This window comes from Candidatus Cryptobacteroides sp., assembly GCF_056207615.1.
This window is the reverse complement of the sequence record NZ_JBAEER010000051.1, coordinates 1-25,841: the sequence shown is the minus strand read 5'-3', so window position 1 is coordinate 25,841 and position 25,841 is coordinate 1. Positions and strand designations below refer to the sequence as shown.

General features: G+C 53.9%; 19 protein-coding genes, 1 tRNA gene, 1 other RNA gene and 1 riboswitch. Of the genes, 9 read left to right on the top strand and 12 right to left on the bottom strand.

From position 1 onward, the window contains the following. Positions 1-50 precede the first annotated feature (50 nt). Together AC06ND_RS03195 and AC06ND_RS03190 are read left to right on the top strand one after the other, a co-directional pair. Complete coding sequence (locus AC06ND_RS03195; protein WP_475677551.1) at positions 51-1,982, top strand: arabinan endo-1,5-alpha-L-arabinosidase; 1,932 nt, start codon at positions 51-53, stop codon at positions 1,980-1,982. Positions 1,983-1,995: 13 nt separating this feature from the next. Continuing rightward, positions 1,996-3,543: an alpha-N-arabinofuranosidase gene (locus AC06ND_RS03190; protein WP_475677550.1), complete on the top strand. Its 1,548-nt coding sequence runs from the start codon at positions 1,996-1,998 to the stop codon at positions 3,541-3,543. An 81-nt stretch (positions 3,544-3,624) separates the two neighbouring features. On the opposite strand, the gene AC06ND_RS03185 is transcribed toward AC06ND_RS03190, so the two are convergent. The 6 genes from AC06ND_RS03185 to AC06ND_RS03160 form a co-directional block, all read right to left on the bottom strand. Beyond that, on the bottom strand, positions 3,625-4,515 hold the full coding sequence (locus AC06ND_RS03185; RefSeq protein WP_475677549.1) for a hypothetical protein: 891 nt from the start codon (positions 4,513-4,515) through the stop codon (positions 3,625-3,627). 2 nt (positions 4,516-4,517) lie between these two features. Then, the gene (locus AC06ND_RS03180) at positions 4,518-5,765 is read right to left on the bottom strand and encodes an alpha/beta hydrolase family protein (protein ID WP_475677548.1); all 1,248 of its coding nucleotides are present in this window, start codon (positions 5,763-5,765) and stop codon (positions 4,518-4,520) included. Positions 5,766-5,767: 2 nt separating this feature from the next. Next, a complete protein-coding gene (locus AC06ND_RS03175; RefSeq protein WP_475677547.1) occupies positions 5,768-6,328 on the bottom strand; it encodes a hypothetical protein in 561 nt (186 codons plus the stop codon). Positions 6,329-6,464: 136 nt separating this feature from the next. Beyond that, on the bottom strand, positions 6,465-9,131 hold the full coding sequence (locus AC06ND_RS03170) for an arabinofuranosidase catalytic domain-containing protein (RefSeq protein ID WP_475677546.1): 2,667 nt from the start codon (positions 9,129-9,131) through the stop codon (positions 6,465-6,467). Between the two features lie 3 nt (positions 9,132-9,134). After that, complete coding sequence (locus AC06ND_RS03165) at positions 9,135-10,280, bottom strand: vitamin K epoxide reductase family protein (RefSeq protein ID WP_475677545.1); 1,146 nt, start codon at positions 10,278-10,280, stop codon at positions 9,135-9,137. A gap of 4 nt (positions 10,281-10,284) precedes the next feature. Further along, the gene (locus tag AC06ND_RS03160; RefSeq protein ID WP_475677544.1) at positions 10,285-13,395 is read right to left on the bottom strand and encodes an arabinofuranosidase catalytic domain-containing protein; all 3,111 of its coding nucleotides are present in this window, start codon (positions 13,393-13,395) and stop codon (positions 10,285-10,287) included. 115 nt (positions 13,396-13,510) lie between these two features. Between AC06ND_RS03160 and prmA the strand changes: the two genes are divergently transcribed. Further along, positions 13,511-14,371 (top strand): 50S ribosomal protein L11 methyltransferase, encoded by an 861-nt coding sequence (prmA, locus tag AC06ND_RS03155; protein ID WP_475677543.1) that lies wholly within the window; start codon positions 13,511-13,513, stop codon positions 14,369-14,371. 94 nt (positions 14,372-14,465) lie between these two features. Here prmA and AC06ND_RS03150 read toward each other — a convergent pair whose 3' ends face one another. From AC06ND_RS03150 to AC06ND_RS03140, 3 genes are all read right to left on the bottom strand, one after another. Then, positions 14,466-16,064 (bottom strand): family 43 glycosylhydrolase, encoded by a 1,599-nt coding sequence (locus AC06ND_RS03150; protein WP_475677542.1) that lies wholly within the window; start codon positions 16,062-16,064, stop codon positions 14,466-14,468. 128 nt (positions 16,065-16,192) lie between these two features. Then, a complete protein-coding gene (locus AC06ND_RS03145; RefSeq protein WP_475677541.1) occupies positions 16,193-18,538 on the bottom strand; it encodes a TonB-dependent receptor in 2,346 nt (781 codons plus the stop codon). Beyond that, positions 18,526-18,622: riboswitch (TPP riboswitch) on the bottom strand. (Overlaps the previous gene by 13 nt.) A gap of 35 nt (positions 18,623-18,657) precedes the next feature. Continuing rightward, positions 18,658-19,410, bottom strand: a complete 753-nt coding sequence (locus AC06ND_RS03140; protein ID WP_475677540.1) for a glutaminyl-peptide cyclotransferase — start codon at positions 19,408-19,410, stop codon at positions 18,658-18,660. A gap of 110 nt (positions 19,411-19,520) precedes the next feature. Between AC06ND_RS03140 and AC06ND_RS03135 the strand changes: the two genes are divergently transcribed. From AC06ND_RS03135 to AC06ND_RS03115, 5 genes are all read left to right on the top strand, one after another. Continuing rightward, positions 19,521-20,300 carry a DUF1295 domain-containing protein gene (locus AC06ND_RS03135; protein ID WP_475677539.1) on the top strand — a complete coding sequence of 260 codons (780 nt, stop codon included), beginning with the start codon at positions 19,521-19,523 and terminating at the stop codon, positions 20,298-20,300. A gap of 3 nt (positions 20,301-20,303) precedes the next feature. Further along, positions 20,304-21,563: an NADH:flavin oxidoreductase gene (locus tag AC06ND_RS03130; protein WP_475677538.1), complete on the top strand. Its 1,260-nt coding sequence runs from the start codon at positions 20,304-20,306 to the stop codon at positions 21,561-21,563. Between the two features lie 3 nt (positions 21,564-21,566). Further along, positions 21,567-21,881, top strand: an RNA gene (gene rnpB, locus AC06ND_RS03125) — RNase P RNA component class A. Between the two features lie 339 nt (positions 21,882-22,220). Next, entirely contained in the window at positions 22,221-22,949 is a 729-nt protein-coding gene (locus AC06ND_RS03120) for a sulfite exporter TauE/SafE family protein (RefSeq protein WP_475677537.1), read from the top strand. Between the two features lie 128 nt (positions 22,950-23,077). Beyond that, the gene (locus AC06ND_RS03115) at positions 23,078-23,773 is read left to right on the top strand and encodes a peptidylprolyl isomerase (RefSeq protein WP_475677536.1); all 696 of its coding nucleotides are present in this window, start codon (positions 23,078-23,080) and stop codon (positions 23,771-23,773) included. A gap of 177 nt (positions 23,774-23,950) precedes the next feature. Here the strand turns inward: AC06ND_RS03115 and AC06ND_RS03110 are convergent. From AC06ND_RS03110 to AC06ND_RS03100, 3 genes are all read right to left on the bottom strand, one after another. Then, positions 23,951-24,023: transfer RNA gene (locus tag AC06ND_RS03110), tRNA-Phe, on the bottom strand. A 102-nt stretch (positions 24,024-24,125) separates the two neighbouring features. Beyond that, positions 24,126-24,578, bottom strand: a complete 453-nt coding sequence (gene dtd, locus AC06ND_RS03105) for a D-aminoacyl-tRNA deacylase (RefSeq protein WP_475677535.1) — start codon at positions 24,576-24,578, stop codon at positions 24,126-24,128. Then, positions 24,579-24,989, bottom strand: a complete 411-nt coding sequence (locus AC06ND_RS03100) for a VanZ family protein (protein WP_475677534.1) — start codon at positions 24,987-24,989, stop codon at positions 24,579-24,581. A gap of 38 nt (positions 24,990-25,027) precedes the next feature. Here AC06ND_RS03100 and AC06ND_RS03095 point away from each other — a divergent pair. Then, positions 25,028-25,841 (top strand): primosomal protein N' family DNA-binding protein (locus AC06ND_RS03095; protein WP_475677533.1); only part of this gene is annotated, 814 nt, incomplete at its 3' end.

Genomic DNA, 25,841 nt, shown 5'->3' with positions numbered 1-25,841 from the left:
ACGGGGGCGAAGCCAATCCCTTCGCCCCCTTTATTATTTTTTCGAGCGAAATGAAATACGCAAGCAACATCATCAAGGCTATTGCAGCAGCCTTCGCGCTCATGGCAGTGAGCTGTGGCGAACCAGAGCCGAATCCCACTCCTGGCCCCGGTCCAGATCCTGATCCACAGCCTGGAAAGACCCTTGTAGCAAAACCGACCGTATCCGACATCGAGTCCGGTAGCGCAACAGTCAAGTCAAGCACTGAGATCAGCTCTTCCGATATCACGATGAAGGGCTTCGTATACTCGCTCCAGGAAGGCCCTACCCTCTCTTCCAACAGGAAGGACGTGAGCGGTTCGGACTTCACCGCTGTCCTCGACGGTCTCAAGGGCGGTCAGACCTACTATGTCAGAGCCTTCGTGATGGCTTCCGGCAAGACCAACTATTCCGAGGAAGCCAGCTTCACCACTCCTAAGTCGGGCAATCTCGACGACTACGTCGCTCCTAAGTACAAGGACGACTACCGCAACATCGCCGACTGGAGCAAGCGCAATGAATGGAACCTCGCAAACGTTCACGACCCATCCGTAGTCCTCGCTGACGACGGATACTATTACATGTACCAGACTGACGCTTCCTTCGGAAACGCTCATGACGGACACGGACATTTCCATGGCCGCAGGTCTAAGGACCTCATCAACTGGGAGTATCTCGGTGCGACCATGAACTCGGCTCCTGCATGGTTGCTCACCAAGTGCAACGAGTACAGGACCAAGCTCGGACTTCCTGCGATCACCGAGCCTCAGTACGGCTTCTGGGCACCTTGCGTGCGTAAGGTCCAGATCGGAGGAAAAACCATCTACAGGATGTACTACTCTATCATCCTCGACAACTACATCGGAAACGGAAAACCTGTTTCGACCGCATTCGACGGAACATGGACGGAGAGAGCCTTCATCGGACTCATGGAGACCGAGAACCCTGGCGACAACGGCAGCTGGGAGGACAAGGGCTTCGTCATCTGCTCATCATCGGACCTCGGAAAGAACTGGAAGCGCAGCAACACCAACGACTGGAACGGCTACTTCAAGTTCAATGCGATCGACCCATCATACATCGTGACCCCTGAGGGCGCACACTGGCTCATCTATGGCAGCTGGCACAGCGGAATCGCAGCCGTAGAGCTCGACCCTCAGAGCGGTAAGACCAAGGCTGAGCTCCCTGACCCATGGGGTTCGGATAGCGACATTGCCCCATACGGAAAGCTTATCGAGAGCCGCGGAGGACGCTGGCAGGGCTCGGAAGGTCCTGAGATCGTCTACCGCAACGGCTACTACTACCTCTTCGTGGCTTATGACGAGCTGAGCGTTGCATACAACACCCGTGTGCTCCGTTCTCAGGATGTTGACGGTCCATACGTGGACATCAACGGCAGCAGCGCTATCGACCTCGGCCAGGCATATCCTATCATGACCCATCCATACAAGTTCGCAGGCAGCAACGGCTGGGTAGGAATCAGCCACTGTGCGATCTTCGACGACGGCAAGGACAACTGGTACTACGCTTCTCAGGCCCGCTTCCCTACAAATGGCGGCGGAAACGCTCCGAACGCTGTGATGCTCGGTCATGTACGCAGGATAGTATGGACAGAGGACGGCTGGCCACTCGTACTTCCGGAGCGCTACGGTGCAGTTCCTCAGATCGAGATATCTGCGGACGAGATCGCCGGAACATGGGAGCACATCGACCTCTCATACGGATACCAGGATCAGAAGGCGTCTTCAAACATGACCTTCGGTGCTGACGGAAAGATCAGCGACGGTCCATGGAAGGGAGCCACCTGGAGCTTCGACCCAGCCAAGAACGTGCTCAAGACCTCTAACGGAGTGACCCTCTACGTCAGCCGCGAGTGCGACTGGGAGGCATCTCCACGCAAGGCGACCCTCGTCTATGCCGCCACCGGCAAGAACAAGACATATTGGGGAAAGAAATCCAACTAACAAATAACACACTATGAAACACCTTTTCACTACTGCTGCGGCACTCGCAGTATGCATGACACTCGGTGCTCAGACCAGAGTCCATGTCCAGGACAATGACGCCAACGGTCAGATCATCCCTAAGGAGATCTACGGACAGTTCTCGGAGCACCTCGGACGTTGTATCTATGACGGTATCTGGGTCGGCAAGGACTCACCTATCGCAAACATCAACGGCTATCGTCTCGACGTTATGAACGCGCTCAAGGAGCTCTCTGTTCCTGTAATGCGCTGGCCAGGCGGATGCTTCGCCGACGACTATCACTGGATGGACGGTATCGGTCCTCAGGAGAACAGAACCAAGATCAGCAACAACAACTGGGGCGGTACCCTCGAGGACACCAGCTTCGGTACCCACGAGTTCCTCGATTTCTGCGAGATGATCGGCTGCCAGCCATACATCAGCGGTAACGTTGGTAGCGGAACCGTAGAGGAGATGGCAAAATGGGTTGAGTACATGACCTCAGACTCAAAGAGCACAGTAGTTGACATGCGTCGTGCAAACGGCCGCGAGAAGGCATGGGACGTGAAGTACTTCGGCGTCGGCAACGAGGCTTGGGGCTGCGGTGGAAACATGACTCCTGCATACTATTCAGACGTATTCCGTCGCTACAACACCTATCTCCGCAACTACAGCAGGGAGCACAATCTCTACAGGATCGCCAGCGGTGCATCTGATACCGACTACGATTGGACCGAGACCTGCGTGAACGCCATCAAGAACCAGATGGACGCTATCGCCGTTCACTACTACACCTGCTTCGGCTGGGGTCCTGGCGACAAGGGCTATGCTCTCGACTTCGACAATGACGTATACTATCGTACCCTCGGCCGTGCAGTAGGCATCGACGAGTGCATCCAGAAGCATATCGCAATCATGGACAAGTACGATCCTAAGCGCAACATCGACCTCCTCGTTGACGAGTGGGGTACCTGGTGGGAGGTTGTGCCAGGCACTGACCCAGGCCACCTCTATCAGCAGGCTACCATGCGTGATGCAATGGTCGCCGCCCTCTCTCTCAACATCTTCCACAAGTACACCAACCGCCTCAAGATGTGTAACATCGCACAGGTTGTCAACGTACTTCAGGCGATGATCCTCACCAAGGGCGACCAGATGATCCTCACCCCTACCTACCATGTATTCAAGATGTACAAGGCTCACATGGACGCAGAGTACATTCCTGTAAGCTTCGCACAGAGGACTCTTACCACCACCGATCTCGGTGCAGTTCCTGAGCTCAGCGTCACTGCTTCACGCAAGGACGGCGTCATGAACGTAACCCTCGTAAACCCTTCTCTCGACAAGAAGCAGAGCATCGTTCTCGACTGGGATACCATCGGCAGCAAGAAGGTGACCGTCAACGGCGAGATCATCGGTTGCAAGGACATCAAGGACTACAACGATTTCGGAAAGGCTCCAATGATTGCACCTAAGGAGTTCAAGGACTATAAGGTTGCAAAGGATGGCATCACTCTCGAGCTTCCTGCAAAGTCAATCGTGAACATCTCTATCAAGTAATCTCGATTCGATACAATAAAAGACGAGACCAGACTGTAGTTCAGCCTGGTCTCTTTTTTATGAGTCTCAGATTTGAGGCATTCAGTCCCCGGTCACTACTCCGGGATGATACCACGCCATAGGATCATGACTGCGTTCAACTTCGAAGTCCGGTCCGCCGGTATAGACGAAGGTCTTAGTGTAGACCGTCTTCTCGTAGTTCGAGTCGTAAGCCGATGCTGCAAGGATATATTCCTGACCGACAGCCATGCTTACGGTTTCCTTGCTGATGCCCTTGCACATCATATCGCGAAGAATTCCGCTGTCCACCATCATCTTCACCATATCGATCGACCATGGTTCGATATTCATTTCGTAATCCTCAAGGTCTGATGACGGGATGATTCCCCATATATAATAGTCGGATGGACCTTCAATTGATGGCACGACCATCACTTCTGTACCATGTATCTCGAAATCGAAGGTCATAGGATTGCGGTATTCAGGAGATGGCTCCTCCATGGTGGTGAACTTGAACTTGCACAGATCACCAATAGGATCCTTCGTCTCTGGATTTACGCAGAAACCATATATATAGTAATCTGTCTTAGGTTTCAGTTCCGAATAGAAATAGCTTGTAGGGCCATAGCTGAGGCAATGGTACTGGAAGCTGGCAATGTATTGTTCTCCCTTTACGAGCAGCTCATGTCTCCAAGCAAGATAGTCCACATACAATTCATCGACCTTCAGCATCATGAACTGTTCGTCTGACATTGCCTTCTTGTCAAGTTCGCTGCATTCGATGACATCCCAATAATAGAAGGTCTGATCTATGGAAGGCGCAGCCTTTGCCGAAATCTTAGTCGCACCGACAGACTCCGGTACTATCTCGAAGGCGATGTCGACTCCGAAATCGATATACTTCAATTCTGCAGTACATGAGCACAGGCTTGCGATGATCGCAGCTGCATATATGTATAAATACTTTCTCACGGCTAAATTTCATTATGCTCCTTCAGGAAAGAGCGGGTTGAAAAGAGGAAATGCACTGCGCCCATCACGTGGCTTCCGTAATGACCGACGTTGGTAGTGACGTTGCATTCGGCATTGTACCTTTCAGCAAACCTGACAAGATTCAGGTAAGGAACCACATTGTCGTCCATCGAATGGAAGACATAACATGGAGTCTTGGGTCTCCAATTATAGTCGTTCAGGAGCGAATTGTCCATCATCGCGCGATACAGCCTTGACATGCTCGGGCTTCGCTTGTTCATCGCGTCCTCGGTAAGAATGTCACTGAGCTTATGTGTGCCGATAAGGTTGGTTATCTGCGCGTTCTGATACTTCTTCGAGTTGATCCACTCATCGAAATTCTCGAGAAGCCTTGGCTTGAAGTATTCCTCGTAGTTGAGGTTGAGGAAACATCCTACATCCATTCCCTGAATAATGAGAGGAACAGCATACGGAATGGCAGTATTGTCGTCCGTAATCAGCTTGTCATAGGTTGCGCAGATGTCGTATGGACCGCCACCCGCCATGCAGAGCCTGACCTTGAGGTCGCCGTGGTGCTTTTCGATGTATCGGAGCACCTCCATCGCCGTGGCGCCGCCCTGAGAATAGCCATAGATGAAGATGTCGTCATTCACAGGAGTCCTTCCGATCTCGTCGAGGAAAGGAAGGGACGCGAAGAACATATCCAGGACATTGCGGGCGGTCAGGTCTGCGACCAGATACGGATGCACTCTGTCTGCGGTGATGCCGTATCCAAGATAGTCTGGGACTATCATTCCGATTCCGTCGGCCGCAGTGATACACTCGAACGGGAAGCTTACCGAAGGAGCTTCCGCATTTGATGCAATCGTATAATGATTCATTATCATCAGACGCTTCACCTCACCGTTTGCAGGAAGAACGATACGGCCTGACAGGGTTACGGGATTGCCAAATTGGTCGGTTGACTTATAAGTACCGATGTAGGACACGACCTTCCTAGCATTGGCTGTGGAGAAAAGTTCCTTTGCGACAGCACCGAAATCAAGACCTGTGGCCTTGGTCTCTTCTTCCTGCGAAAGGTAATCGTTCAAGAGTGTCTCCGCCCCCTTGATGCCGTACTCAACAGAACTTGGGACAAAGCTGCCTGCCGGAAGCGTGGTGACGTCCGGCAATTCAACGTACTCCTCAAGCGGATGCATGCAGGCCACCATCGAAATGGAAGCCAGGATTATTGATAGATATCTTCTCATACTTAGAAACGATATGCGACTCCGACCCTGAATATCCTTGCAGACAACAGGAAAATCGCAGTCTTGTCATATATTGCGAAGGTTCCTCCTAGATCGAAGGTTCCGTACCAATGGTTCTTACCCACGCTGACTCCGAAATAATTCAGATCGACGGCCCCACTTACGATTGTCTTTCCGCCTTTGTAGAATTCCTCAGATCCGCCATTGACATCCAGTCCGAGAGAAATGCCGGAATGGAGGTCAACGAGACCATGACGCATATAGGTGAATCGCAGCGTTGGGAGTACGCAGAGGTTATAGAAATTTCTTCTGGTAGAATCCTCGGTCCATGCGGTCCTCTGGAAGTCGACAGACGCGCCTACGCTTAACCACGGCTTGACTCCATACATGTACTCCACTGCCATATGCGGCGTGTAGGAGTACCCTGTCTGGGTAGACCTATTGTGGAAGGCAGCCGTCTCCCACATCGGATCCGAGACGATAAGCCTGAATTCATTCTTCTGGGCAAATGAGCTCAGCGACATGAAAGCAAGCAATGTAATCAATAATACTTTCCTTATCATATAGACATTACAATTCTGAATAATCGGACGAAGATAATGACATTTGCGCGGCAAAGCAAATCATGATTCACGGCGGCACAAATTAAAAGAGACCGACTTTTGGCCGGTCTCTCTTATATACACGAGCGTCATTGTACTACTCTAGGGTGTTGGAAAGTCCTGGAGTAGGAGTTTCGCTACACTTGAAATCGATGCTGAGATTGTCTGTATCCTCACCGTCAGGCATGCGGACAAGGCTGCGGGCAGGAACGGTAACCTGCATAGCGTTAGGTCCGAAGCCACGGAAAGGACGTCCTGGTACGACTGCGATGCTTCCGCCACCGTTCTGGTCACCTTCGAGAGTTGCGAGTTCAGGGCTTGCGATGGTTCCGTTCGCACTTGAATTGCTCTGCTGCGAGCCGTAGACGACAGCGTCGAAGATGACGCCCTCAGATGGATCAACGAGAGCGATGGAGCCTGCTGAAGCAGATGCAGGATAGCCGAAGAAGCTGGTCTCGCATGTGCGGCAGATGATGACATCAGGGCTGTCGAGAGTAACAGGCGCATAAGCGCAGACCTCAGTTGCAAGAGGCTCAGAAAGCGCGTATGGAAGGCCGAGAGGTTGAACTGCGTCACCGCTGATATGGTCATGTGCGAGAGCCGGTTCGAAACTGATTCCCGTACCTGGGCAAGAGACGTCGACCTCGACCATATGATATTTCTCGATAGGCTTAGTAAGCTCCACGATACCTGGTTCAATGACCTGCTCAGGCTCCCAGAAACGACGAGGAGCAGGAGTGTCAACACTCTTGATCACGGTCTTTACCTCTGCAAGCTCGATCCTGTCACCGGTATCGATAGTGATCACGCTGCCTGGACGGAGAGTCGAGGTGGTCTCGAGATAGACCTGGGTATCGCCGATGTTGGCCTCGGTCTTGAGAGTGGTCTGGGTTGCCGGAGTACCTACCGAAGTGACCTTCACGACCTCATAGTTTCCACCGAGATCGATGCCCATGTACTCACCCTCGGCAAAGCCGGCGATGCTGGTCACAGGAATGTTCTTCGCACCCTTTGCTATGTTCATGCGAGGACCGGTAGACACTGGAGAGAAGATGGTGGTGAACTCGCCGGATGGCTTACCCGCCGCTGCGATCTTGTTACCGCTGGCAGCGATGGCGATGTCCTGACCGACAGCGATGTCCTTTGAGAGGAACACCCTGTCCGCACCCTTGGCTGCAGGAGCGGTCACTGCTGATGGCGCGAGAGCGATGCCATAGAAACCGCCTGGAGCCATGACGGTACCCTGAGGAATGACGGCGGCAGTAAGAGATGCCCAACCGCTGCGACGTATGTCGATGTTGAGTCCGGAGATGTCCACGTCCTCGTCACCTGCATTGTAGAGCTCGATGAACTGGCCGTCGGTAGAGCCTCCTACCTGCGAGAGGAGAAGCTCATTCAGCTTGATCGGTTCAGAGCAGCGCACACGCTCGCTGAGAGCCACCGAGCCACCCTTCCACACTGCTTCGAAACCGGCAAATCCTGCCGAACGCTGCTCCGGAGCAGCAATAGTAAGAACCGTGGTGTAATGTCCACCTGGAGCAAGAACCTCAAGCTGCGGAATATCGCCTGCAACTACCCACCCCTCAGGAAGAGAGACATTGAGCGTCACGTCCTTGAGTTCCTTCGCAGTAGAATTCACGAAAGCCACTGAAACAGCCTTGCACTCGCCAGGAGTGAAGGAAGTGATTCGAGAGATGCTGAGAGGATACTTGGTATACTGAACCGAAGCAATGTTCTTCTGGACAGCCGCGATGGTCTCGTCGCTAGGATAGCCGAAGGTCATCACACCCTCATAGAAGGTACCTGCAGAGCCGTTGCCGTTGTCGCCGCCATTGCCGAGAAGCATACCGCCCTTCTTATGCATAGGATAGTAATCCGACTTCTCAGGTGTGCCAGGACGCACGCCGCTGTAGTAGGTCACGAGTTCCTCTTTGGTAGCATCGCCGCCACGGAGATCCCACTGGTTGCCGTCACCACCGTTCACATAGACAGAAAGGATGTCCCAGCTGTCGATCGAAGGGACGTCGTTCTTCTTTGCGCCGTAGCCTGAGAAGAGACCGGCCTCCATGTCGGCCATGATCCACGGGCCATCTCCGTTACCGCTTCCCCAGTTGGTGGATGTACCGAAATAGGTGGTCTCCATGGTACCGGTTCCGACAGCCTTTCCGTTGGTCGAAGAGTTGCCGTAGTCGAAGCAGCATCCGTTGTCGAAATGCTTGCCGTCGATCACGTAATAGATACCTTCTGCCTCATCGTTGATCGCGAGTCCGCGAGCGTTGTTGCAGCGGTAGCCCATACCAGGCATAACGTAGATACCATATGCCTTGTGACCATTGACGATCACTGGAGCCATGTCTGCGATCGACTGGGTGTTGAACTCGCCCTTGTCCGGTCCCTTGAAGGTACCCGGCGCCGCAGGAACGAGGTCGTTGCCCATACCTGACTGGTCATAGATCTGCGTGATGTAGCCTATCGTGCCTTCAAGGAAGCGGTCCTGAGCTGCAGCATCCGCATAGCCATCCTTGCCGGCCCTGATGTCGAGGGTCTTGTCATCGGAAGCACGACGAACCTGATAGAGCGGTCCCCTGTACTTGGAATCAAGCAGACGGGTCGTGCTATGCGCCGCCACACACGGTGTGCCACCCTTCCTGTAGATATCGCACGGGAGGTCCTTTCCTGCGCTTGTACACGCATGGTAAGCCAGGAAGAGGCACGGAGCAAGCACACATGAAGAAAGCGTCTGAATAAGTTGTTTACGTGTCATATTTTATTCTGTTAATTGTCTGATGATCTGAGTAAGCCCATCCACGTCGTCCGCATCTGGGACCACCCATGAATTGCCGCTGATGAATCGAGGAATCGCAGCCATGCTGTCGGTGGAAGTGCGTCCGAAGACCTCGAGTATGTCCGCCAGATAGTCGTTTATCCAAGGATTGGCCATGGATTTCTTCAGAGCTTCCTCCCCTATCAGATTGGCTGCATAATCCATGGCATCCGCCGGCTTTCGAGGATACCATCCACGCTCGCCAGGAGTGAAGAGCCACTCGTCGAGAACGGAGAATGCGCTGCGGTCCACCAGCCATGTAGCCAGAGCGATGCGCATTAGGTCACATGAGCCCGCAAACCTGTCTTCACCTGAAGGAACATACGGATTGCATGCGCTGCTCAGAGGAGTCGGGCAGGTAACGAAAACGACTTCGCCGCCGAGATTCTCCACCAGCTGAGGAAGCATCGAATGTACCCTCTGGCAATGAGAACACTGGTAGTCGAAGAGCAGGGTCACGACTTTCAGAGCTCCGGGATCGCCGACGGAAGGAAGCTCATCAGGGCCTCTCAGAGGAAGTTCCTCAGGGATGAAGCCGCGCTCGTATGCGGTTCTCGGAGTCGTCGCAAGCTGGAATGTCGCCAACCCTCCTGCGAGGAGAACACCAGCGGCGAAGCACAGAGCCGCATGCCACCACTTCTTCATGATTCCGAATCTGACCACGTAAGTCAGAGTCAGAACCGTCGTTATCACCCCAAGAACATGAGCGCTCATGCAGTATGGACAGAAAGCGCGTATCATGTTCTTCTGGAGCCAGATGAACCATATCGCACTGCCCATGATCGCACCGCAGACAACGGTGATTCCCTTCCACAGCAATGATTCGAATGCCGGATCGTCCTTGAAGGAATCGACGCTCAGCAGGGTTACGAGATATACGATGTACGCGATCACGGCGAGTCCGCTGACAGGCACGAGGCCCATCACGAAGGACCACCTGCTGCCGAGCACCTGATTGCAGCTGCTTCCCGCGCTGCAACCGATCAGGCCGTGTCCGCTGAAGGCATGGACGCAGAGTATGACAGACAAGACGAGGACGATGGCACCGAGCAGTACCATCGACCCCTTCATTATCTTCTTGGCGTCCATGTTTCTAATATACGTTTGGAAGACCAGGAGTAGGAACGCCCGTGCTTACAGGAGTACCTGCAGGACGGTCCTTGGTGAGAGGAGCGACGAGGGTGATCTCCATCACCTCGGTCTCTCTCTCCATCGTACGACCACGCATGCTGATCTGGGCCTTGAGAGTTTTCTTCTCGTTCACGAGACCGGCACGTACGCTCTCTGCATCGTCACCTGTGCTGAACCAGAGGGTTTCGCCTATCCTGAGTCCGTTGACTGCATGGATCTGGATCTCGGTAGAACCGGCAGGTGCATCCTTGAACATCGTGGTCGTAATCTGAGAATGGAAGTCGATCTTGTTGTCGTCGGTATCGGCTCCGTCAGGATAACGTCCTGAGCTGAGCGCTGCAGGGCGGAGAGCCGGAGTCTTGTAGATACCCCAGAAATTTGTCTTCATTGCAGGGAGAGGAGCAAAGCTACCTTCCTTCTCCTCGCCCGACTCAGCATGGTAACCCTCTGCGAGCCATGGATCCACCACGTTACCGTAGTTCATGGCATCGACGATGTTGCCCTTTGCATCACGGAGAGTAATGTTTCCGCTCTGGTTTCCGAGGACAGGACCACCGAAGAGTTGATCGGCAGCGACCTCACCCTGATAACCGGCAGTCACGGTCTTCGCATCATATACGACCTCATCGACAGGATGATTCTTAGCGAGTGGCTTGTCGAGAACTATCGCGTTGATAAGAGGAAGAACTGGCTCGTTAGATGAGTGGTCGAACTTGCTTGCAGGCTCGAAGCTGATACCTGTTCCGTTCACGCTGAATGGCATGTTGTGAGAATGGAGGAACTTGAGCGGTTCCTCGAGTTCGAGACCAGTACCAACGTCCTCACCTGGCTTGAATGGGCCCTGATTAGGACTGCGATGACATGCAGTACCTACCGCCTTGACGGTTACCCATTCGATTCCGTGACCCTCGCTCTCGATGTCGAGACGAATCTTGTCGCCGACTGAGATATTCTCCACTGAAGAGACCTTGATATTGGTGTCACCTGGCTTTGCGTCGACTGCGAGCCAAGCCTGAGTACCAGGCTTACCCACCTCGGTGATGGTAACGACTTCATATATCTCTATGCTGTTCGAAACTGCAGGATAGGTAGAGCCGTATCCGATAGCCATCTTGTCACCGACCTTGAAGTCCCTTGTGCTGGCAACAGGGATGTTGGTTGAACCGGCAGGGATAGTGATGACTGGTCCCTCTGGTAGTGGCTGCCATACGGTTGTAGCTTCGCCCTGGACCACTGCGGCACTGAACGGTCCTGCCGCAATGACAGGCCTTGGCTCAGGCTTCACGATCTCGGCAACCTTTCTCTTCTCGCCGCCGATCTCGATCTCGTCACCGACATTGATACCCTCGACGCTGCGGACATAGATGGTCTTGTCACCCTTTGATGCCTCCACAGAGAGACCAGAGCTTGCGAGACCGATGAGATAGTACTCACCTGGAGCGAGCTTCGTACCGGAAGGGACGATGATGCTTGAGAAAGCAGGAAGATGGAGCGAATGTGCGGTAAGGTTCCATCCAGAGATATTGACGGTCTTCTTACCGGCATTGTAGAGCTCGATGAACTGGTCTGTTCCGTTGGCACCAGCTACGGCAAACTCGTTGATCCTGACGTCCTCGACGTTGCGGACCTTCTCGATTGCGATTTCGCTTGCCTTGCCGTTGACTCCGGTCCAGCTTGCCTTTGCAACGAGGTCTCCGTTGTAGAGCTTCCTGGACGAAGTGACGTCAAACCTGACAACAACCTTCTGGCCTGGCTGAACTGTATAGCCAATCTTTCTTACCTTATCCTTGGTTCCAGAGACGAAAGCCTTCCATCCGCGAGGTGCTGCGATGGTGATGCTGAGGTCGTCGATGGCAGCCCCGGTAGTATTCACGAATACGACTGAAGTACTGCGCTTGGTGCGTGGAGAGAAGGTCTGGAGTCCGTTCGGATAGCCGACCTTGTCCGTACCGCTGATTGCGAGACGCTGGACGTCGTAACCTGCAGCCACGATGTTTGCCTGGATAGCCTGGTTGGCAGCCTCGGTTGGGAAAGTGCCGGCCTTGGTCATCGCGCCCTCGTAGAAGGTACCCGCAGAACCATTGCTGTTGTCACCACCGTTTCCAAGAAGGATCGCACCCTGCTTGCGCATAGGGTCATAGCTATTGCGATCATTGCGGATACGGCCGCCGTCATAGAGAATGTCAAGCGCGCCCTCCTGAGCATTACCGGCCATAGACCTCCAATGATGAGGTTCGCCGTCAGCCATGGCAGTAATGAAGCGAGCTGTCTGGCTCACGAGAGTCGGGCAGTATTTGTCCTCAGGATCGTCATTCACGCAACCGACGAGGTTGTTCTCCTGGTCTGTCATGACCCATGGGCCCTGACCTGCACCATAGTACCATCCACGGGAAACACCGTAGTAAGTGGTCTCCATGGTACCATCACCGTCGTCGCGGCTGTCGGTCTCCGCATTACCGTAGTCGAAACAGCAGCCGCTGTTGAAGTGCTGGCCGTTGAATACCCAGTACTGACCTTCTGCCTGATCGTCCACCGCGGTACCCTTCGCATCGTTCCAGCGAAGTCCCATACCCTGGTTGATGAAGACGCCGTAGACCTTGTGGTTCATGATAGTAACAGGAGCCCAGTCAGCCATAGGGACATTGTTGAATCCGCCCAATGCATTTCCGCCGAAACCGCCGCGAGGAGCCTGACGGAGATGGTTCTCATTGCCGGACTGATCATAGAGCACGGTGAGCCAGCAATAGGTATTGGCGCAGAACTCATCCTGAGCAGCAGCATCAGCATATCCGCCTGGATCGCCGGCGCTTGGCTGAACGACACCGATGTCGAGAGTCTTGCCGTCAGACTGGCGCATCACCTGATAGAGCGGGCCATTGTAATCCTTGTACAGCGCGCGGGTGGAAGAATGAGCCGCGGTACATGGAGCACCGTCCTTTGCGTACACATCACATGGGCCTTCCGGACGAGATGGAACCATCCCACCTTCCGAAGCCGTAGCGATCATTGTAGCGACCGCTGCAGGCACCACAAGCGACGCAGAAAGGACATAAAAGAAAGACTTCCTGTTCATAGTTGTATTGGTTTAAGTGACAATCGTGGTAATTCCATCAAAATTAGGAAAAAATCCAATCAAAGAATAGCGTTTTTTCGCAAATTTGCGGAGCAAAATGTAAACGAGCAGGATTATGGACAGTCAGAACTATCTGGAGATTACGGTAGAGGTTCCCTCCGAGGAGACCGCAGAGATCATAGAGGCAGTCGTTTCGGACCTAGGATTCGACTCGTTCGCCTATGAGGACGAGCAGCTCAGGTGCTATATCCAAGCTCCCCTCTTCGATCAGGATGCATTCAGGGAAATCATCGACGACCTCGCCGGGAACATGGAGATCGAACTGCCATACACCGTCGAGCAGATGCCTGCCGTAAACTGGAATGCAGAGTGGGAGAAGAGCGGATTCACCCCCATCGTGGTCGCATCTGAAGTCACCATCATGCCTGCCGGCGGCACTGCCGAAACACCGATCTGCATAGAACTCGACCCGCAGATGGCCTTCGGCACCGGGCATCACCACACCACATGCATGATGATGGAGACCATGCTTGCGCTCAGGGAAGAGATCGAGGGGGCATCGGTGATGGACCTTGGCTGCGGAACCGCCGTACTTGCAATTCTGGCGGCAAAGCTCGGCGCCGGGAAGGTCTCCGGAATCGACATCGACGCGGTCGCAGCACGCTCCGCCGAGAACAACGTGCGCATGAACGGGTTCGACTTCGGCATACTCTGCGGCGACGCTCACGACCTCCAGGAAGACTCCTACGACTTCCTCCTCGCGAACATCCACAGGAACATAATCATCAACGACCTTCCGCTCTACTCGAAGGCAGTCAGGAATGGCGGAAAACTGCTGCTCAGCGGCTTCTACTCGGCAGACATCCCTGACATCACGGCCGCCGCATCCGGATGCGGATTCGAGCTGGTCGAACCGATCCGCTCCCGCGAGGACTGGACCTGCCTGCAACTCGCAAAAGTCAACAATTGCAAGTAGCTGACACTCAGCATAAAAACGTCAGGACGGCTCCTCCGCACAGGGGAACCGTCCTGACGTTATATCGCTTGCCTTAAAGCTGTTACGGATGCGGTCATTTCACGAACTGGAAATCGTGGAACTCGCAGATGGAGCGGTCCTCGGCCGCTGAGTTGAATATGAAGAAGAGCGGCTGCTTGCCCTTGATACCCTTGAGGCCATAGGCGGGGACCGACACCTCGGTGAGTTCCTGAGCTGCGCTCGCCTTCACTTCTATCCTTGCGATCACCTTTCCTCCGCGGCTGGTCTTGGGACCGCCTACGAGCACGCTGATCGTTCCGTCCACACCCTCAGGCTTGATATGTGCGACGAGGGTCGCCGCATCCTTGTCCGACATTCCGTCGAAGTTGAAGTACTTGTAGCCAACGACTGAACCCGAAGTGTTGTTCACGACAGGACAGTAAGGCTGCTTCTGGTTGAACACACCCTGGTATGAATCCAGATCGAGTCTGGTAGGCTGGATATATGAGCCCGAGAAGATGAACTTAGGATATGACTGGCCTATACCCTTCGGATTGGTAAGGTAGCATGCGAGACCTGCAGGGGTCTTGTACAGAGGGTTGAGTCCGTCTGTGCTGAATCCCTCGGAATTGAACTCAGCCTCGGAGATGATGACCTTTCCGCCCTTTCCTTTCTCCACCTTGACATCGATCTCCGACACCATTGCCTGGCGCGAGAACTCGTCGGTACCTGTCTGGCGATGGTAGAAGATATACCACTTGCCATTGATCTGCTGGATGCTGCCGTGGGTGTTGCCGTAAGGGTTCGCCGTGCAGATCACCTTGCCGTTGTCGTCAAGGTCGCGTCCGCGGCAATCGATGAGAGTACCTCCGTAGGTGAAAGGTCCGAGAGGATTGTCGCCGTATGCATAAGCGAGGGTGTAGTTCACCGATGGGAGTCCGAACTCGCCCTCTGCCGTAGTGCGAGAGTAGATGAACACATACTTATCCTCGATCTTCCTCATCGATGATGCCTCGAAGAAGCGGAAGACACCAGGCTGGTTCAGGTTGGACACCATGTCATGAACGATCTCCGTACCCGGCTTCACCGTTGCCATGGTCTCAGGATCGAGCTCTGCTCCGTTCGACTCCTGGAAGCCCCAGTATCCATACACCTTGCCGTCATCATCGACGAATACCGCAGGGTCGAATCCGAGTATGCCGTCATTGAGGCGTGGATTCTCCTTGTTCCAGTTGATAACGGTGAAAGGACCGTCCGGACGGTCGCTGACGCATACCTGACCGCTGCGTCCGCGTGACTGGTTGTTAGGATACAGATAATACTGCTTGCGGCCATCAGGGCCCACTTTCACGGCGATATCCGGAGCATAGAGTATGTCGCCTATGCCGTCCTCGCGGAACTTTGCTCCGCTGGCGTCAGTCTCGGACTTGAAGATGATTCCGTCATAGCGCCAGTTGCTCAGATCATCGACAGGAGCAGACCACACGACCTGGTCGCGGCCGCAGTACGCTGTGATGATATTGTCGTGCGAGCCATATACATAGACCCTCTGCTTGCCCGGGCAGTCAGGATCGTCGAATACGTATGGTTCCCCGTCAGGGATGTATTCCCAGAGCGGAAGATATGGATTCTGTGCTGATGCGAAAATGGAAAATGCGGCCATTCCGACGAGGGAAAGCAGGCCTTTCTTCATGGTCATAATCAAGTGTATTACGGGTTGAGTTCCACAAAGTTAGGAAAAATAAAGAAACTCCGGCACGCTGGGTACCAGAGTTTCACATAATCTTATTTGTCCAACTGATCCGAAATTCCGGAGACAGGTTAGAATCTGAAGTAGACCTTACCCATGAAGTTCACAGGAGCCTGAGGGAATACGCCTTCCTCCCAGTATGCCGGATTCTTCTCCTCGTTGAACCATGCATTGTATACCCAAGCGTCTGAGTAGTACATGTTGTTGGTGAAGTTGTTCACATAGAAGCCGAGACCGAGACGTGCGCCGTCATGTCCGAGGTTTTCGTGACCTGCACCGCGACTGAGGTTGAATTCATGGGTCACTGAGAGATTTGCCACATAGTAGCCAGGCATGCTGCGGTCAGCACAGCTGGTGTTGTCCCAATACTGCTTGCCCACGTACTTCGCGTTGAAAGAGATCGCAGTCGTCTTGAGAGAGTTGTGAGCGATGGTCTTGAATGGGTTGAAGGTCACCTGAGCCATTGCCACGATAGACGGAGACATGAGCATGGTGGTCTTGTCGAAGTGCTCGGTATGCTGCTCGTCTGCAGGAGTCCACCAATCGAGGTTGTCATAGGTATCGAAGTATGCGGTGTAATCCTTGATCTGGTTCATGCTGAGGGTGATGTTACCGTCGAGCTTCACCCATGGAGCAGCCTGATATGTGGCAGCGAGCTCGATACCGCGACGATAGCTGCGGCCCACGTTCTCCTTGATCGCATAGCCCACGTCCGAGAGCTTTCCGGTCTCGAGGAGCATGTCCCAGTATTCCATCATGTAGAGGTTCGCAGAAGCAGCGAACTTCTTTCCGGTGTACTGATATCCGATCTCGATGTCGAGCATCTTCTCAGGCTTGAGCTCGCTCTTGTTCTCGCTCCAGTTGCTGGTGATGATCACTTCCTTGATGTCGCTACGGCCTGGCTCACGATGACCCAGAGCTGCAGAAGCGTATGCCTTGTGCTCGGGTGCCCAAGCGAAGGTAACGCCGGCGCGAGGATTGAAGAAGTTCCACTTGGTCTTGTAGTCGAGAGGAGCCTCGTCATCATCGTCCAGACCGGACATCTCGAGGAATACTCCCCTATACTGGAGGTCGAGGTATGCGGTCACCCATGAAGCAGGGCTGTACTCAGCGCGTGCAAATACGTTAGCCTCGTCCTTGTTCGCGTGGTTGTAGTACCAGAGGTTCGAAGCAGAGATAGAGTTATCGATCTGCGAATAGTCGAAGCTATCGCCGAAGAGGCTGTTCCAGAGGTTCTCTCCATAGTGGTTTCCACCATAGTGCGACACGTTCACGCCACCTACGAGATTGATCTGCTCACCCTTCCATGAAACCTGGGAGTTACCCACGAAATAGTTGTTGAGCATGGATTTGCGGATGAGGAAGTCAGCCTTGTCCTTCTTGGTATATGGCATACCGAAGGCAGCAAGCTCGTCATTGTCGAAGCCATACTTGCTGAACTTCTTTCCGGCCTTCATCTCCTCGTACCAGCCCCTTCCGTTAGTCCAGTTGAAGGTGGTCGTCCATACTACGTTGTGCGCGAACTGATGAGCATAGTTGAGCTGGAGATGGTTCTGGGTGTAGTTGTCGGTATCGTTGTCGTAGCGATGCTGGTTACCGAGTGAATCCCACCAGAGACCGGCCTCGTTGTACCTGCGGTTCTCGTCCATCTGCGCGAGGCTGATACCGTTCCATGTGATGCCGGTGTGCTGGTCGCCCATGAGCCAGGTGAGGCGGAGGGAATTGTTACCCTTCATCCAACCGAGCACGGCGAAAGCCGACTGCACCTTCGCGAAGGCATTGTCGATGTAACCGTCGGTATAGTTGCGCGAATATGCGAAGTCAGCGTAGAGTCCGGACTTGGTGAGGCCTGTGCCGGCAGAGATTGTCGACATGAAGCTGTTGAATGAGCCTGCAGCAAGGTCTACGCTCGCATAAGGATCTGCACCCACGTTGGCAGTGCTCATGTTGATGCTGGCACCGAACGCACCTGCACCGCTGGCAGAGGTACCCAGACCACGCTGGAGCTGCACCGATGAAAGGAGGTTGCCAAGCGACGGGATGTTCACCCAGAACACTTCCTGAGACTCGGCATCGTTGAGAGTGATACCGTTGAGAGTGACATTGATCTGCGAACCCTTCGAGCCACGGACGGTGAGCTTGGAATAGCCGATACCTGTACCGCCCTCGTTGGTTGATACCACGGATGGCTGAAGGCTCAGTGCCATTGGCAGGGAGTTGATTGGATTCTGCTCACGAAGTTCGGAGCCCTGGACCATGGTATAGGTGACAGGAGTATGAGCGCCTGCCCTGGAAGCAGACACCACTGTACTGTCAATACGGTCCTCACGATCAGAATATGGGTCGTCATCGACGCCTGGACCCACAACAGGCAAGAGCAGTGTCCTCAACACTGCAAAGTAGAGAATTGTTTTCATAAACTTCCTCCGGCGGAATTACCCGCATCAGGTTCTATGGGTGTTTTCTCAGCCGAAACTATTTCAGCACCCCAGTTAAACAAAATATGTAATATGTCTGCGCACTAAGGCGCGAGAACTCATTTCTGTTTCACGAGCCTGACCTCGTACATGCGAGGCCAATACTTACCCGTGAGGAAGATCTTTCCTGTCTTCTCGTCGTAGGCTATGCCGTTCAGCACGTCGGTCCTGTCGGTATAGAGTCCACGAGGGAGAAGTCCTGTACAGTCGATGACTCCCGTCACCTTTCCGTCCTCAGGATCGATCATCACTATCTCGTCGGTCGTGTAGACATTTGCCCACACCTGACCGTCAATATATTCAAGTTCATTGAGCCAGCGTACCATCCGACCGTCGTTCCTTACGGTCACATGGCGCAGCTCCTGGAAGTTCTCGTCCATGAAATACAGGCGTGAAGAACCGTCACTGGCGATGAGCTGCTTGCCGTCGGTGGTGATACCCCATCCCTCGCGAGGATATGACCATCCCTGAAGGTACTTCAGAGAATCCGCATCATACACGAAGGCCGTAGCCTCCCTCCATGTCAGTATGTAAAGCTTGTCGCCAAGCATCACCGAGCCCTCGAGGAAGTACTTAGGATCGAAGTTTATGCGCTCGATCGCCTCACCGCTCTTGAGATCCACCTTGCGGAAGGTAGACTCACCGTACTGCCCCGTGCTCTCGTAGAGCTGTCCGTCACGGAAGAAGAGACCCTGAGTATATGATGTCACGTCATGCGGATACTCAGCCACAACCTCCAGGGTATAGCGATGCACCCCTCCGCATGAGCAGAGAAGCAGCATCGTAAGCATCATGAACATCAATTTTCTCATACTTCCGTATCGTTTTGACGGCGCAAATGTACATAAAAAACCTTTTATGAAAAAATATTGCTACCTTTGACCGATTTTCCCTACACACGCAGGGGTTTGGTTCAAGATTTATGCAGACCTATTATGTACTGATGGCGGCGATGGCGGCACTTGGCGTGCTCGTTTTCATCTGCCTGTTCTTCCTCAAGGCCGGCTACGGCTACCTTTCGACTTCCAACTGGGGGCCGAAGATCAGCAATAAGCTCGCATGGGTGCTGATGGAGGCTCCTGCATTCTTCTTCCTCCTCGGATACACGCTCAACTATGCAATCAATTGCAGCAGCCCTGTGAACAGCAACCTTGTGCTCTACATCATCGCAGGCCTCTACCTCATGCATTATTTCCAGCGTGCGTTCATCTTCCCTGTCCTGCTGCGCGGAAAGAGCACCATGCCTATCGCCATCATGCTGATGGGACTCGTGTTCAACACCTTCAACACATGGTTCATCGGAAAGTGGCTCTTCGAGGTCGCACCTGCAGGCTACTACACCACCGCATGGCTCACCAGTCCGAAGTTCATCGTCGGACTCGTCATATTCTTCGTGGGAATGGGCATCAACATGCACAGCGACCATGTCATCAGGCATCTCCGCAAGCCGGGCGATACCAAGCACTACATCCCAACCAAGGGCATGTACAAATATGTAACTTCAGCCAACTACCTCGGCGAGATCACCGAATGGATTGGCTATGCAATACTCAGCTGGTCTCCATGCGGAGTCCTTTTCGCTCTCTGGTCTATCTGCAACCTCGCTCCGAGGAGCAGGTCGCTCACCGAGAAGTACGTCAAGGAATTCGGCGAGGAATACACCAGGCTGAACAAGAAGAATCTCATACCTTTTATCTGGTAAGAAATGAGCGAGATATTCACTCCATACAAGCTCGGCAACCTCGAGCTCAGGAACAGGACCATCCGTTCCGCAGCCTTTGAGGCGATGTGCCCGGGCAACCGTCCGTCGAAGGAACTCTTCGACTACCACACCGCAGTAGCACGCGGCGGCATAGGAATGACCACCATCGCCTATGCGGCAGTATGCAAGAGCGGCGTTTCTTTCGACACCCAGCTCTGGATGCGCGAGGAGATCGTGCCTGAGCTCAAGGCCCTCACCGACGCCATCCACGCAGAAGGCGCGAAGGCCAGCATCCAGCTCGGCCATTGCGGAAACATGACCCACAGGAGAACCTGTGGCTGCATGCCAATAGGCGCTAGCCGCGGCTTCAACCTCTACTCTCCTACCTTCTACAGGAAGATGAGCCGTAAGGACATAGAAGAGGTGGCGCAGGCATTCGGTACTGCGGTCAAGCTCTGCATCGAGGCAGGTTTCGACGCTGTGGAGATCCATGCGGGCCACGGATACCTCATCTCCCAGTTCCTCTCGCCTTACACCAACCACCGCAAGGACGAGTTCGGAGGCAGTCTGGACAACCGCATGCGCTTCATGAGAATGTGCGTGTCGGAGGCGATCAAGGCAGCTGACGGCAAGATCGTCGTCACAGCGAAGCTCAACACCCGCGACGGATTCAAGGGCGGCCAGGAGACGGACGAGCTCATCGAGGTAGCAAAGGAGCTCCGCAAGCTCGGAGTTGCGTCCATCGCACTCTCCGGCGGTTTCGTGAGCCGCGCACCTATGTACGTGATGAGGGGTCAGTTCCCTATCCCTGTGTTCGTGCACTACTTCCCATGGAACCAATGGTGGCTCAAGATCGGCATCCTCTTTGGAGGAAGGATCGTATGTCCACCTGTTCCGTTCAAGCATCTCTTCTTCATGGAGGACGCGCTGAAGTTCAGGGCAGCGATGCCTGACTATCCGTTCACATACGTCGGCGGCGTGACCACCCGTGAGGATGCGGAGAGCGTCATGGTAGCAGGCTTCCCTCTCTTCCAGATGGGACGTGCGGTGCTCGAGGATCCTGACTTCGTGAACAAGATGGAAAAGGACGAGCACCACTGCAGCAAGTGCGAGCACAGCAACTTCTGCATCGGCCGCATGTACAGCAAGTCCATGCAGTGCCACAAGACTTGCGTCGACATCACTCCTCGTCTCGAGAAGCAGGTCGCACGCATCAACCGACAGAACGAGAAGATGGAGCGCAAGCTCGGCTTCCGCAAATAATAAAAGGCCTTGCGAGTTGTCGCGGCGTCTTCGGACGCTGAGGAAAGTCCGGACAGGACAGGGCACCCTGCTGTGGAAAGCACAGGTGGGAGTAATCTTAGGTAGACCGTAACAGAAAACAGCCGCCCGCAAGGGTAAGGGTGAAAACGTGGGGCAAGAGCCCACGGTCGGCGGTGGCGACATCGTCGGGGTACGGAGCCAGGGCCTGCAAAACCAAATATACTGGCAGATGAGGGCTGCCCGCCCGATGCCAGGGGGTAGGTTGCGAAGATAAATGACAACATGAAACAGAAACCGGCTTACGGCAAGACCTTCTGTCTAAGAGGCTGACCCTGTTGGGCCGGCCTCTTTTGATGCGACTCTCTCGAGTCGCATCTTTTGTACTAATTCGAGTCGCATCTTTTGTATCCCGTCACACGGTGGCACGAACGCCAAGAATTACTTGTTTTTTGGAGTTCGTGACACGATTTCCGGGGTTTTCAGCCATTTTGCTGGCACGAAGTCCAAGAATCGGTCGATTTTTGGCGTTCGTGACAGTGTGAGTCAACTATTTTCAGTCAAACATAAGGCATAGAGCAGCAAGCAAGCAGCAAATATGCATATCAGAAGCAGAAAACAGAGTTTTCTTGCTATTTTTGCAGAGCTGGAAGCACGACGATGACACCGACGATCATACTCATCATATCCCTTGCCGCATTGGCCGCAGCCTTCACCCAGAGGGTCAGCGGATTCGGATTCGGCATATTCATGATGACCCTCCTGCCCCACCTGATGCCATCCTACGGAGAAGCAACCGCTCTGAGCGGCATACTCGCGATACTCACAGCCCTCATCCCGGCAATCAGGAAACGCAGACATGTGCCCATCCAGAAGCTCTGGCTCATACTTCTCACCTTCGTGATCGTCTCCTTCTTCGCCGTCATCGGCGTCACCAAGATAGACAGCCGCTCGCTCAAGCATGTGCTCGGAGCGACACTCATACTGGTCAGCATCTACTTCCTCTTCTTCAGCGGGAAGATCCACGTCAAGCCGAACAAAGCGACCCAGCTGTCCATGGGAACGCTCTCCGGAATCATGGGCGGACTCTTCGCGATGCAGGGGCCTCCGGCAGTGATATATTTCATAGGATGCACCGACGACAAGGATGAGTACATCGCCCTGACCCAGTGGTACTTCCTCATCGGCAACGCGATGATGACCGTGTTCCGAGGCTCGAACGGGCTTGTGACGACTGACGTGCTGAAAGCCTGCGCTTTCGCGATGGTCGGCGTCGTGCTGGGAGTGATGATCGGCAGCCATGTCTATGACAAGATCAACGGGAAGACCTTGAAAAAGATAGTATACGGGTACATGGCCATCGCCGGTCTTATCACCATGCTGTCATAGGCACAGCATGGGCAGCAGGCACAGCATCGACCGTAGACATAGCTGAAACAGAAGTCACAGTTGAAACAGAAGACATAGCCGAAACAGCAAGGACAACAATGCTACGAAACTAAAGAACAATGACATATATGAAAAGAATCCTTCTGACCGCAATGGTCGCAATCGCGGCAGCCGCAATGATCGCCGGCTGCACCCCAAAAGAGGAAAAGAGAGTCAAGGTGATCATGGAGACAACCATGGGCAACGTGGAGTTTGAGCTATTCAATGAGACTCCCCTCCACAGGGACAACTTCATCAAGCTCGCCGAGATGCATTATTTCGACAGCCTTCTCTTCCACCGCATCATCCAGGACTTCGTAGTCCAGGGCGGAGACCCTAATTCGAAATATGCAGAGCCAGGCCAGATGCTCGGCGACGGTGAGCCAGACTGGAGAGTTCCGGCAGAATTCAGGCTCGAGGACGGCATCTTCCACTATCGCGGCTCCATCAACGCTGCTCGCGAAGGCGACGAGTGGAATCCTGACCGCGAGAGCTGCGCTTCACAGTTCTGCTTCATGTGGGGAAAGGTGTTCACAGACGAGGAGCTTGACAGGACTCAGGAGCGTCTCGACAAGGCCACCAACGGAACCGTGAAACTTACCCCAGAGATGCGTGAGGTCTATAAGACCAAGGGCGGCTGCCCTCATCTCGACGGTCAGTACACCGTATTCGGCGAGGTGACTGTCGGCATGGACGTGATCGACGCTATGCAGCGCGTGGCAACTGACGAGAACGACCGTCCTATCGAGGACGTCCGCATCCTCTCTGTCCAGATCATCCGATAGCCTGCTTCCGGGCAAGCGCTTCCCCGCTCTTTAGCAAAGATCATAAAGCGCTAAATATCAACGACATACCAGACGGACGGCTCCCCCGGAAGAGGGAGCCGTCCGTCCGGTATATCACTTAGTATCAAGACTTTATGAATACGAAAAAGCCTCGAAGAAATTCGAGGCTTTTTCGTGTGGTGTCACCGGGAATCGAACCAGGGACACAAGGATTTTCAGTCCTTTGCTCTACCAACTGAGCTATGACACCGTTTTCGTTTGGGATTGCAAATATAGACATTATTCCGGACTCCGCAAACTTTTCTTTGCATTTTGTAGCTTTTTTGAGTCCCGACTGCACATTTCTACCGCTTTACTCCTTCAGCCGAGAGTCGATGATGATGGTGACAGGACCATCGTTCAGCAATGCGACCTTCATATCGGCACCGAACACTCCTGTCTGCACGGGGCGTCCAGCCTGCTCGCTCAGCAGAGCGCAATACCTTTCGTAGAGAGGCACCGCGAGCTCGTGTCCCGCAGCCCTGATGTAGGACGGGCGGTTTCCCTTCTTTGTGCTCGCCGTCAGCGTGAACTGGGAAACGGCGATTATCTCCCCGTCGACGTCGATGACCGAACGGTTCATCACATCGTTCTCATCCCCGAATATTCGCATGTTCGCAGTCTTCTGCGCAAGCCATGCGGCGTCGGCCTCGGTGTCTCCTACCTCGACGCCCACGAGTATGAGCAGTCCCTTCCCTATCTCTGCCTTGCGTACGCCTTCAATGGTTACGGACGCTTCGGAAACTCTTTGTATAACCAGTCTCATCTATTTCTTACGGATATGGATTTCATGTATGATGACGCAGAGCATGGTGATGACTGTGGCACCACCCACGCTGTAGCAGTCGGACCAGAAGTCGGTGATGTCGCTGGTCCTGTAGGCGGTGAATGCCTGACCGAGTTCGGTGAAAGCAGCGACTGCAGCACCGGCAAGTGCTGTGGCGACGAGAAGTGCGAGCTTGACCCACACGTTCGGAAGCCATTTCTCAGGGAGCGACAGATAGAACAGCGGCGCAGCAGGAAGGAACATCAGGAAATGGACGATCTTGTCCGTAGGGATACCCCAGATGGACCATGGGATGCTGGTGCTCGGCTCGAAGTTCCAGAAGCAGAGATAGCACACCGTGATCAGATAGACGACAAGTAACAGGCGCCAGAACGTTTTATTCAGTTTCATATCCACAAATATAGCACTTTTTGAGTATCTTTGCTTTAATGGGAAAATACGTTCAGGTCATACTGCCGCTCAAGCTGGAATGGGTGCCTTTCTACAAGGCGCCACAGTCAGAAATCCAGCTCGGCGACAAGGTCAGGGTAAAGTTCTCCGGCAAGCAATATGTCGGAGTCGTATCCAACGTGACAGACGCCCTCCCATCCTCTCTCTCAGAATCCAAGATTAAGGAAATAGACGCCATAGAATCCACTCTCGTGAGGATTAATCCTGAGACACTGGGGCTGTGGCAGAAGATTGCCGACTACTATCTCTGCACCATGGGAGAGGTATACAGGACTGCATATCCGGCCTCCAAGCTGGACCAGGAGGCAGTCAAGGCCAGGATACTCCAGAGAAAGGAAAAGAAAATCGCCTCGCTGAGGCAGAAGATAGAGAAGGCAAAGTTCGATAGGACGCGAGAGCGTTATCAGGCTGAGCTGGAAGCCGTGCTCGCATCCGACGGAGAAGACCAGCCGTCCAAGGCCGACAGCATAGTCCTGTCCCCTGCCCAGCAGAAGGCATGGGAGCAGATCCGGGAGGCCTTCGCTGCAGGAAAGCCGGCAATGCTCGACGGAGTCACCGGATCCGGAAAGACGGAGATCTACGAGAAGCTCGCGCTCGAAACCATGGGTCATGCGAACGTACTCTACCTCGTACCGGAGATCGCACTTAGCAGGCAACTCGAGGAGCGCCTGAGGACCGTGTTCGGAGACCGCATGATGGTGTTCCATTCCCATGAGTCCGTATCCAGCAGAGGTGAGGTCGCCAGCCGCATCGCAGAGAACAAGGTACGCGAAGACGGCAAAGGCTACATCG

Excerpts from the sequence above, each read along its gene's own strand:
- AC06ND_RS03195 (WP_475677551.1), top strand. The coding sequence starts at position 51 with ATGAAATACGCAAGCAACATCATCAAGGCTATTGCAGCAGCCTTCGCG.
- AC06ND_RS03190 (WP_475677550.1), top strand. The coding sequence starts at position 1,996 with ATGAAACACCTTTTCACTACTGCTGCGGCACTCGCAGTATGCATGACA.
- AC06ND_RS03180 (WP_475677548.1), bottom strand. The coding sequence starts at position 5,765 with ATGAGAAGATATCTATCAATAATCCTGGCTTCCATTTCGATGGTGGCC.
- AC06ND_RS03175 (WP_475677547.1), bottom strand. The coding sequence starts at position 6,328 with ATGATAAGGAAAGTATTATTGATTACATTGCTTGCTTTCATGTCGCTG.
- AC06ND_RS03170 (WP_475677546.1), bottom strand. The coding sequence starts at position 9,131 with ATGACACGTAAACAACTTATTCAGACGCTTTCTTCATGTGTGCTTGCT.
- AC06ND_RS03165 (WP_475677545.1), bottom strand. The coding sequence starts at position 10,280 with ATGGACGCCAAGAAGATAATGAAGGGGTCGATGGTACTGCTCGGTGCC.
- AC06ND_RS03160 (WP_475677544.1), bottom strand. The coding sequence starts at position 13,395 with ATGAACAGGAAGTCTTTCTTTTATGTCCTTTCTGCGTCGCTTGTGGTG.
- prmA (WP_475677543.1), top strand. The coding sequence starts at position 13,511 with ATGGACAGTCAGAACTATCTGGAGATTACGGTAGAGGTTCCCTCCGAG.
- AC06ND_RS03150 (WP_475677542.1), bottom strand. The coding sequence starts at position 16,064 with ATGAAGAAAGGCCTGCTTTCCCTCGTCGGAATGGCCGCATTTTCCATT.
- AC06ND_RS03145 (WP_475677541.1), bottom strand. The coding sequence starts at position 18,538 with ATGAAAACAATTCTCTACTTTGCAGTGTTGAGGACACTGCTCTTGCCT.
- AC06ND_RS03140 (WP_475677540.1), bottom strand. The coding sequence starts at position 19,410 with ATGAGAAAATTGATGTTCATGATGCTTACGATGCTGCTTCTCTGCTCA.
- AC06ND_RS03135 (WP_475677539.1), top strand. The coding sequence starts at position 19,521 with ATGCAGACCTATTATGTACTGATGGCGGCGATGGCGGCACTTGGCGTG.
- AC06ND_RS03130 (WP_475677538.1), top strand. The coding sequence starts at position 20,304 with ATGAGCGAGATATTCACTCCATACAAGCTCGGCAACCTCGAGCTCAGG.
- AC06ND_RS03120 (WP_475677537.1), top strand. The coding sequence starts at position 22,221 with ATGACACCGACGATCATACTCATCATATCCCTTGCCGCATTGGCCGCA.
- AC06ND_RS03115 (WP_475677536.1), top strand. The coding sequence starts at position 23,078 with ATGAAAAGAATCCTTCTGACCGCAATGGTCGCAATCGCGGCAGCCGCA.
- dtd (WP_475677535.1), bottom strand. The coding sequence starts at position 24,578 with ATGAGACTGGTTATACAAAGAGTTTCCGAAGCGTCCGTAACCATTGAA.
- AC06ND_RS03100 (WP_475677534.1), bottom strand. The coding sequence starts at position 24,989 with ATGAAACTGAATAAAACGTTCTGGCGCCTGTTACTTGTCGTCTATCTG.